8 protein-coding genes are annotated in these 9,416 nt (G+C 62.2%); 2 read left to right on the top strand and 6 right to left on the bottom strand.

The annotated features are described in order from the left end of the window. Nucleotides 1-47: 47 nt before the first annotated feature. Entirely contained in the window at nucleotides 48-1,007 is a 960-nt protein-coding gene (locus tag AB4Z19_RS16870; RefSeq protein ID WP_442035655.1) for a GlxA family transcriptional regulator, read from the bottom strand. 12 nt (nucleotides 1,008-1,019) lie between these two features. Next, nucleotides 1,020-2,006 (bottom strand): SLAC1 anion channel family protein, encoded by a 987-nt coding sequence (locus AB4Z19_RS16875; protein ID WP_442035656.1) that lies wholly within the window; start codon nucleotides 2,004-2,006, stop codon nucleotides 1,020-1,022. A 205-nt stretch (nucleotides 2,007-2,211) separates the two neighbouring features. Here AB4Z19_RS16875 and AB4Z19_RS16880 point away from each other — a divergent pair, with 205 nt between their 5' ends. Next, nucleotides 2,212-2,538, top strand: a complete 327-nt coding sequence (locus AB4Z19_RS16880) for a DMT family transporter (protein ID WP_442029287.1) — start codon at nucleotides 2,212-2,214, stop codon at nucleotides 2,536-2,538. 4 nt (nucleotides 2,539-2,542) lie between these two features. On the opposite strand, the gene AB4Z19_RS16885 is transcribed toward AB4Z19_RS16880, so the two are convergent. The 4 genes from AB4Z19_RS16885 to AB4Z19_RS16900 all read right to left on the bottom strand — a co-directional run bounded on the left by AB4Z19_RS16885 (nucleotide 2,543) and on the right by AB4Z19_RS16900 (nucleotide 5,726). Next, on the bottom strand, nucleotides 2,543-2,842 hold the full coding sequence (locus AB4Z19_RS16885; protein ID WP_442029288.1) for a hypothetical protein: 300 nt from the start codon (nucleotides 2,840-2,842) through the stop codon (nucleotides 2,543-2,545). A 60-nt stretch (nucleotides 2,843-2,902) separates the two neighbouring features. Further along, a complete protein-coding gene (locus tag AB4Z19_RS16890; protein ID WP_442029289.1) occupies nucleotides 2,903-3,202 on the bottom strand; it encodes an antibiotic biosynthesis monooxygenase family protein in 300 nt (99 codons plus the stop codon). Between the two features lie 80 nt (nucleotides 3,203-3,282). Then, entirely contained in the window at nucleotides 3,283-5,364 is a 2,082-nt protein-coding gene (locus tag AB4Z19_RS16895; protein WP_442035657.1) for a TonB-dependent receptor, read from the bottom strand. A 119-nt stretch (nucleotides 5,365-5,483) separates the two neighbouring features. Further along, entirely contained in the window at nucleotides 5,484-5,726 is a 243-nt protein-coding gene (locus AB4Z19_RS16900; protein WP_442035658.1) for a hypothetical protein, read from the bottom strand. 223 nt (nucleotides 5,727-5,949) lie between these two features. Here AB4Z19_RS16900 and AB4Z19_RS16905 point away from each other — a divergent pair. Then, on the top strand, nucleotides 5,950-9,416 hold a 3,467-nt coding region (locus AB4Z19_RS16905; protein ID WP_442035659.1), incomplete at its 3' end, for an Ig-like domain-containing protein.

A 9,416-nucleotide genomic window follows, 5' to 3' on the forward strand; every position in this document is an offset into this window, starting at 1 on the left:
GCGGATCAATGACGTAGGGCGGATCATTGATCCGCCGTTGCGTACGGTCAAGCGTCGTTTTGAAAACGGTTGCGGTAATCGCCCGGCGTGACGCCGAGGCGTCGCACGAAGGCACGGCGCAAACTGTTGGGATCGTGGAAACCGGCACGCGCCGCTACGCGTTTAAGCGGCGTCGGCGTATCTTCGAGCATGCGGCGCGCCGCGTCGATACGGGCGCTCTCGACGAAGTCGGCGGGCGTGGTATCGGTGTCCTGCTTGAACTGGCGGGAGAAATTGCGCACGCTCATGCCGGCCTGCGTCGCCAGGCGTTCGACCGATAAATCCTGGTCCAGATTCTCCAGTACCCACTCCTGCAAAGCGCGGATATTGCTGCGCTCTGCCGTCTGTGCGGCCAGATGGGCGCTGAACTGCGACTGGCCGCCGGGGCGCTTCAGGAACATTACCAGCTCGCGCGCTACTTTCAGCGCCACGTCGCGGCCCAGATCTTCTTCCACCAGCGACAGAGCCAGATCCATGCCCGCGCTCACACCGGCCGACGTGTAGAGCGAACCGTCGCGGATGAAGATGCGGTCATGCTCCACCTGCGCCTGCGGAAAGCGGCGCGCCAGGCTGCCCGACACGTTCCAGTGCGTGGTGACGCGGCGGCCGTCCAGCAGACCGGCGGCGCCCAGCAGCAGGGCGCCGGAGCAGACGGAGGCCATGCGGCGCACCGTGCCTGCCTTATGCACCAGCCAGTCCATCAGATGATGGTTGGTTTCCAGGTCGAGCACATTGTGGCCGCCAGCGACCAGCAAGGTGTCGATATCGGCAGGGGCATTGTCAATCGAGTAGTTAGCGTGGAAGACCATGCCGTTTTCGGCGCGTACCGGTCCATCGTCCAGCCCAACCAGGTCGAGCTGATAGGCGTCCGGCTGGCCGGACTGGCGGTTCCCTTCGCTGAACACATCGAGGGGACCGGTGACGTCCAGCATCTGGACGCCGGGGAAAACGAGAACGGAGATACGCATTTCAGACTCCAATCAGGCGGACAGCAGCTTGCCCGAGAACAGCGAGTACAGGGTCCGCACGAACAGCACGGCAATGGCGACGGTCAGGAAGGCCAGGATGAGGCCAGCCAGCAGCATCAGCGGCATCGTGCCGTTAACGGAAGCATACTTCAGAGCGGCATTGGAGAGGGCGGCAAGTGGGAAACTGATACCCCACCAGGTCGGAGCGAACGGCACCGAAGGGCGGAACACGCGGGCACCGACCACCAGGGTCATGAACAGGCCGAACCAGAACAGCAGGGCGGAGAACACGTCTACCTGATGAGTAAAGTTGGTATAGGCGAGGAAGCCGACTTCGAAGGGAGCCATCATCACCAGCAGCGACGGAATCATACCGGCCGGCAGCGGATCGCCGTGCACCAGGCGGCTGAAGATCATGACGAAGAAGACCACAGCCACGATGGTGCCGATGGCCAGGGCGATCAGGTTGAGCTGGGGTGCCCAGGGCATGGGCATGGTGGCGCCGGTGACCACAATGTCGAGCGAAGCCACGCCGGGGATCAGCCAGGCCGGCACCACATTGGCAGCGGCCACTTTACCGCTCATCACACGCGACACCACGATATAGCTGAGCACCAGCGTAGCGATGGCGCCGACGCTCCACACGAATTGCTGCAGCGATTCGCTCCAGGGAGCAATCACGGCCGACAGCAGCAGGACGGCAATGGTCATGCTGCCGAAAAAGTTACTGGCGATGGGATGGTTGAACTCATCGCGTACGGCTTGCGTGTATTTGCCCCATTTGGCGAGATAGCCAAGCGCCATGGCGATAAAGGCCAGCACGGTGACAACGCTGATGCCCTGGGCGATAGCTTCGCTAACGCCAAATACGCCAGTGGCGGCGCGCCAGGCCAGCGTCAGGCCGGCCAGGCCCATGACGGCGGCGAACAGGTTGACGGGAAGGTTTTTCACCGAGCTGCCGCTGGCGGCGGCGGTGGCGCTGAGGTTTGCAGTTGACATGATATTGAGCTCCGGGATGTTCGTTATTGGCCGAAATCGGCGTTGAGTTCATTATCAGCCAGCCTCCATCTGACCGAAAGCGGCGCAGACCGTCACTTTCGGCCAAATCCGGCGCAATGCCAGCCTTGGCGGGATTTACGCTGGATCTGGCGGCCAAGTTGACCGGATAGCGGGGAAAATCGCGCTTTTTTGGGATGGGAACGCTATGTCCTGGATTTTATTAACGGTTGCCGGGCTGCTGGAGATTGCCTTTGCTTTCGGCATGAAATGGTCGGCCGGATTCACCCGGCCGCTGCCCGCCGTGTTCACTGCGGTGACGGGCATTGTGAGTATTTACTTGCTGTCGATGGCGCTGCGTACGCTGCCCGTCGGCACGGCGTACGCGGTGTGGACGGGCATTGGCGCGGTGGGCACGGCCATTGTGGGCGTGCTGTTCCTGGGCGATTCGGGATCGCCCGCGCGCCTGGCCTGTATCGGTGTGATTATCTGTGGCGTGATCGGACTGCGGATAGTGTCGGGCGAGGGCGCCTGAGTGCTCAGGCTTCTACGCCGCCGAAGCGCAGCATGATGGTGTTGGCCTGTTCGCGCTGGATATCGTTGTCCACGTCCACCGCCAGCAGGGCAGCGGGGCGGTCGGGCTTGTCGGTGTTGTCGACGTCGTCCGGCGTCAGCGAATCCATGATGTTTTGCACCGCGCTTTGGGTGGTGTCCAGCGGACGCGCGTCGTGCAGGTTCAGTTGCACGGCGGAGCCATGGAAGCCCGCGTCCAGCAGGGCCGAACGCGCGCCTTCAGCGTCGGCCACTTGTTTGAAATTGCGATAGATGGTGTCGGGCATGATCTCGTCTCCTTTGCAGACATTGTGCTGCAAAGGCCGGGTTCCCGGCGCGCGGCTCCCTCAGAAGCCGGTCAGCGCGGTTGCCGTATGCTCAACGACCGGCGTCCCGGCGAAGTAGGGACCCACCAGCGCACGCCAGGCCTGGAAATCATCGCTGCCGCGGAAGTCGACGGTGTGGTTTTCCAGCGTCTCCCAGCTGATCACCAGCAGGTAGGTGTCTGGACGCTCCATCACCCGTTCCAGCTTCATCGCCTTGCAGCCTTTCGCCCGCTGGAACAGTGGCACCGCTTCTTTTACCGCAGTCAGAAAAGCTTCGTGCGAGTCACTCTTGATGGTCAGTTCGGCGATTTCAGTAATCATGTTGGTTCCGTCGCGTGTCAAAAGTTCTATTTTGCACGAAGTCTCGCCGTGGCGCTGAGAGCCACGGCGAGAATGCCCGCTTAGAACCGATAGCGGGCCGTGAACTGGACTGCACGCGGCGCGCCGGGGATGTTGAGGAATTTGCTGGAGCCATGGCCGGCGACGATGTAGCTGCGGTCGAGCAGGTTGGTCAGATTGAGCTGGATGTCGTAGCGTGCGGTGCGGTAGTAGGCCATGGCATCGACAGTGGTGTAGCCGGGCAGGGTGACCGTGTTGCCAGGGTTGGCGAAGCGCGAGCCGACCGAAGTCACGCCAGCGCCGGCGCCGAAGCCGCCGAAGAGCGCTTTGCTCAGCCAGACATTGCCGCTGTTGCGTGGAGTGAGGGTTGGGCGCTTGCCTTGCACGAGCTGGCCGTCGTCTTGGGCGATGGACTCGGTGATCTTTGCGTTCAGCCACGCGTAGCCGGAACTGAGTTGCCAGCCATCGCCAAGTTCGCCGCTCAAGGTCAGCTCGACACCGTCGGTGCGCTGGGTGCCGATCGGCAGCAGCTTGTTGGTGACCGGATCGGTGGACTTGATATTCGTGCGTTCAAGACGGAACAGCGAGGCGCCCAGCGACGCCAGTCCACCGAACAAATCGTACTTCGCACCGATTTCCTTGTTGGTGGTTTTCTCCGGCTCAATCGAAGCATTGTTCGCGGCCAAAGGAAACGCTTCGCCCGAAGGCTGGAAGGATTTGCTGAACGAAGCGTAGTAGGACTGCACTGACGACGGCTGATACACCAGCCCAACGCGCGGGCTCCATGCGCGGTCGGTGCGATCAAGATTCGGCTGACCGGCGCGGCGCTCGCGCGTTTCCTGTCTGAAGTCGTCGAAGCGAACGCCTGCCAGCAGTTTCCAGTGTTGCGAAAGCGTGGCGAGATCCTGCACATAGGCGCTGGCCACGGTCAGAATGCCCAGATTGTCCGTCGATGGCGCGGCAGTCACATTGAAGGGCAGCACCGGCGCCACGGGATGGAACAGGTCCACCGTCGCGATATTGTTCTGGGTGCGGAACAGCTGGTCTTTGTGCTGCTTGCCCACCTCCACGCCATACAGCAGCTGATGCATGCCGGCCTTCTGCACCAGCTCCAGCTGATTGAAGTAGCCGTCCTCGTCCCGTTTCACATTGCTGCGATTGAGCGTGGCCTTCAGCGTGGCCTCGTTTACGCCGCCGACCAGCGTGTTGTTGCGATCCAGCGTGTAGTCGTAATAGCGGAAGTTATCGCGCAAGGTCCACTCGCCGTTGAAGTGATGTTCAAGCTGGAAGCCCGCCGCCCTCACGCGCGACTGCGAGTAGTCGTTGTCGCGCGCATTGGCCGCGCCGTAGTAGGTGGACGCATCCACCGCAACGGGACGGCCCTGATACGCCGGTACGCCGAAGTCGGTCACGCGGCGGTCGCTCAGATATTCACCCTGCACCAGCAAGGTCGTATCCGCACCAAGCCGGAACAGGACGGAAGGCGACAGCGCCTCGCGCTTGAGGAATTGCTGATCGCGGTAGCTGTCCGCATCTTCCTTCGCGCCAGTGACGCGGAAAGCCACGCCGCTGTCCGGCAACTTGTGCGCGAAGTCGAATTCGCCGCGCTTCTGGCCCCAGCTGCCGACGGTCAGGCTGACCTCATTGCGGTCCATGCCCGGCTTTTTGGTGATGCGATTGATCAGGCCACCGGAAGAACCGCGACCATACAGCACGGAAGCCGGTCCCTTGATCACCTCCACCTGTTCCACATTGGACAAGTCGCGGAAGTACATCGCATCGTCGCGAATGCCATCGATGAACTGGTCCGCGATCGCGCTAAAGCCGCGAATGGTCACCTGGTCGCGCTGCCCGTCCCCGCTGGACAAGCCGACGCCCGGCACGGTCTTCATCACATCCTGCATCGAGTGGGCGCCCTGATCGTGCAGCAAGGCCGCCGGCACCACGTTCACGGTCTGAGGAATATCGCGCAGCCGCGCATCGATCTTGGTCGCGCTGCTGGCGCTGGTAGGGTTGTAGGCCGCGTCGCGCGCGCCGTTCACGGTGACGGTCGGCAGCACGCCTTCAGCATCGTCGGCAAATGCCGCGAAATGGGGAAGCGCCAGCGCAATCGCCAGCGCGACAGGAGATTTGGTGAATGCCATCTTTGGTGTCCTGAGGTGGTCGTGGCTGGCGACCGTTCCCGCAGGAATCAGATGGCTGGCTTATTTATTGAGAATAATTCTCATTATTATTCACCAAAGCCTTGCGCGATGCAAGACGGCTAGCGGTTGCTGGGCACGACATGGCCCCAGTTTTGCGTCCCGCTCTGGAAGCCGTGGTCACGTTCTTCCTCGTCCACGCAGCCGGAGAGCAGGTCATCGGTGCGGCCTGCGGATTGTTCGTTGCGGGTGGCGTCACTTTGAAGGTGGCCAGTGCATCCTGCCCCCATGGTGCCGATACTGCTGGTGCCGTCGCGCGTCTTCTGTTCCAGACTGCGGCCACGTGTTGTGTTTTGAGTGGACATGATGCCCTCCCAGTTCCAAGGTTGGGGTGTTTATTCTACGCCTGCTACAGCGCGCAGTCTCACTCTGTTGGTGTGATTTTTTCGGGATATTTGTCATGGGATTCTCACGAAAAATCACGCAAATGTCCTGAGAAGAAAGGTGGTTTACTACCATGCACTAAGCGTTTCCAAGGAGTTAAATGAATTGTCTAACACAACAATTCACCACTTTTGGGGACGAGAAATGGACGCTGCGCGCACCGTATTTCTGGACAGCAATCTGTCCGACTTCCAATCACTGGCCTCTCGCTACGACGCCAGCCAGTTCAATGTGGTGATGCTGACTGATCCGGCGAACGGCATGCAGCAGATTCAGGACTACCTGACCACCCATCAGATCACAGCCGCCAGCATCAACGTCATCTCGCCCGCAGCGGCTACGGACGGCCTGTTTACGCCGCGCGTGGTGTTTGTTGATCCTTCGGTGGCGGACTACCAGGACATCATTGCGGCCCTGCCTGCCAATACGACGGCAGTGGTGCTCGATGCGTCCCAAGACGGCATCCAGCAGATCCGCGATTACCTGGCGCACAACACAGGCAAGGTGTCAGCGATCGATATCATTACCGATATCGCGAGCATGGATGTGGTGTCGCACGGCGCGCCGGGTGAGATCGTTCTTGGCTCCACGGTGCTCAATAGCGACACGGTCGCTGCCTACAGCACGCAGTTGGCGGAGATCGGCAGCCACCTCACTTCCGGCGGCGACATTCTGCTGTATGGCTGCGATGTGGCGGCGGGCACGGAAGGCCAGCAGTTCATTAATCAGCTGGCCCAGGCGACTGGTGCAGACGTGGCGGCGTCCACTGACGCAACTGGCAGCGCGGCGGCAGGCGGTGACTGGGTGCTCGAAGCGTCCACCGGCACGGTCGAAACCGCGGCCCTGCAAGTGGACAGCTTTGCAGGCACCCTGAACGTAACGGCGGCCGCATTCACCGGCATCAACACGGGCAGCGATACCGGCACCAAAGGAGACTGGATCACCAGCAGTCTGACGCCAACCATCGAAGGTACTTACAGCTCCGGCACCGGCAATGCAAAACTGTATATCTGGACCGATAGCACCCACTTCGTCGAAGTGACCAGCGCGTCGGCCAACCAGAGCAACGTCGCCTGGTCGGTGGGGCTGTCGCTGTCGCCTGGCACCTACACGCTGGTCGCCAGCACCAGCAATAATCCCAACCAGTACCTCGCCAATTCGCTCGGCAGCCATACCATCACGATTGACAATGCCACTGCAGCGCCAGTGGTCGCGCTCACCAGCGACACCGGCAGCAGCGCGACGGACAAGATCACCAAGGCTGGCGGCCTCACGGTCACAGGTACCGAGTCCGGTGCCTCGCTCACTTACAGCAACAACGGCGGAGGCTTCAACAGCAGCTTTAGCGCCGTAGAAGGCTTGAACAACGTGGTTGTGCGATCGACCGACGCCGCCGGCAACACCGCCAGCACATCCTTCAGCTTCACGCTCGACACGACCGCGCCTGCCTTGAGCGTGTCACTGACTACCGATTCGACCGATGGCGGCGCCGGCCATGCCACTGACCTTGTGACCAACAACGCCGCCCTGACGATTAGCGCGCTCGAATCGGGTGCTGCGCGCAGCTTCGTCGTCGATGTCGGTGCGCCTGCCGGAACCTACACGGCGCCCGCGGCACAAGGCTCGCACATCGTCACCGTCACCGATACCGACGTGGCGGGCAATGCGACTATCCGCTCAATTACCTTCAATCTGGACACCAGGGCAGATCCCGAAGGCGACCTGAAAGTCACGCTGCCGGACAACCTGATCAACCTCTCCGAGCGCGGCGCAGTTGCCTACACCGTCGCTGGCCTGAACAGCGATGCCTCCGCGACCGTGACCTTCAGTGACGGCACGCATACCGTTACCGGAGCGGGCGGCGTGGCCAATCTCAGCACCCTGAACGACGGTCCAATCACCGTCAGCATTTCCGCGCAAGATGCGGCAGGCAATACCGCCGGCGGCGCAGGTGCCACGCTGACCCTGGACACCGCACTGACCGCACCAACCCTGGCGCTGGCGAGCGATACCACTGACGGCGTGGCGGGCCACGCAACGGACCGTGTTACCAGCAATGCAGCACTGGTCTTTGGCGCGAAGGACGCGGACGCCACCCGTGTCATCAAAGTAGACGGCACTACCGTCGGCAGCTACAACCCGGCTTCGCTGGCCGATGGCGCCCACACCGTCACCGTGACGGATACGGACACCGCTGGCAACACCAAATCCGCCTCCCTGGACTTCACGTTGGACACAACGCTGACCACGCCGTCTGTAGCGCTTGCGCAGGATACGACCGATGGCGGCGCTGGCCACAACAGCGATCGGCTGACCAGCAACGCAGCGCTGACCTTCAGCGCCAGGGATGCTGACGCCGCGCGCATCATCAAGGTGGACGGCACAGCAGTCGGCAGCTACAACGCCGCTGCGCTGGCCGATGGCGCGCACACCGTCACCGTGACCGATACCGATGCGGCCGGCAACACGAAAACCGCCAGCATTGACTTCACAGTCGACACGACGCTGACCGCGCCGACCGTCGCGCTAGCGCAAGACACGACCGACCGCGCCGCCGGCCACAACACTGACCATCTCACCAGCAACGCGGCACTGGTCTTCGGCGCGAAAGACGCCGACGCCAACCGCGTGCTTAAGGTGGACGGCGTTGCGGTAGGCGCCTACGATGCTTCCTTGCTTGCTGATGGCGCCCACACAGTAAGCGTCACCGACACCGACGCCGCTGGCAATACAAAAACCGCCAGCGTCGACTTCACCCTCGACACCAGCCTGACCGCGCCGACCATCGCACTGACGCAAGACACGACTGACGGCGGTTCGGGCCACGACACCGACCGCCTGACCAGCAACGCGGCGCTGTCCTTCGGTGCCAAAGACGCCGACGCCACGCGCGTCATCAAGGTCGATGGCGCTGCTGTCGCCAACTACGACGCCGCAGCATTGGCGGACGGCGCCCACAATGTCGTTATCACCGATACCGACGCCGCCGGCAACACGAAGTCGGCGTCTATCGACTTCACACTGGACACGACCTTGACCGCGCCAACGGTGGCGCTGGGGACGGATAGCAGCGACGGTGCGGCTGGTCACGATACCGACCGCCTGAGCAATAACGCCGCCCTGACTTTCGGCGCAAAAGACGCAGATGCCACGCGCACTATCAAAGTCGACGGCGTGACGGTAGCCGCCTACAATGCTGCCTCCCTCGCCGACGGTGCACACAATGTATCGGTGACGGACACCGACGCAGCAGGTAACGCAAAGACCGCATCGCTCGACTTTACGCTTGATACGACGCTGACCGCGCCAACCATCGCGCTGGTGCAGGACACGACCGATGGCGCCGTAGGCCACGACACCGACCACCTCACCAGCAACACCGCGCTGACGTTTGGCGCCAAGGACGCTGATGCCTCACGCGCCGTCAAGGTCGATGGCGTCGCCGTGGCGGCTTACGACGCGTCTGCGCTCGCTGACGGTGCTCACACGGTGAGTGTGACCGACACGGACGCCGCAGGCAACACGAAAACTGCGAGCCTGGAATTCACACTGGATACAACACTGACCGCGCCCACTGTCGCGCTCACACATGACACCACGGACGGCGTTGC

This window comes from Pseudoduganella sp. RAF19, from assembly GCF_052114165.1.
Taxonomy (GTDB): domain Bacteria; phylum Pseudomonadota; class Gammaproteobacteria; order Burkholderiales; family Burkholderiaceae_D; genus Rugamonas.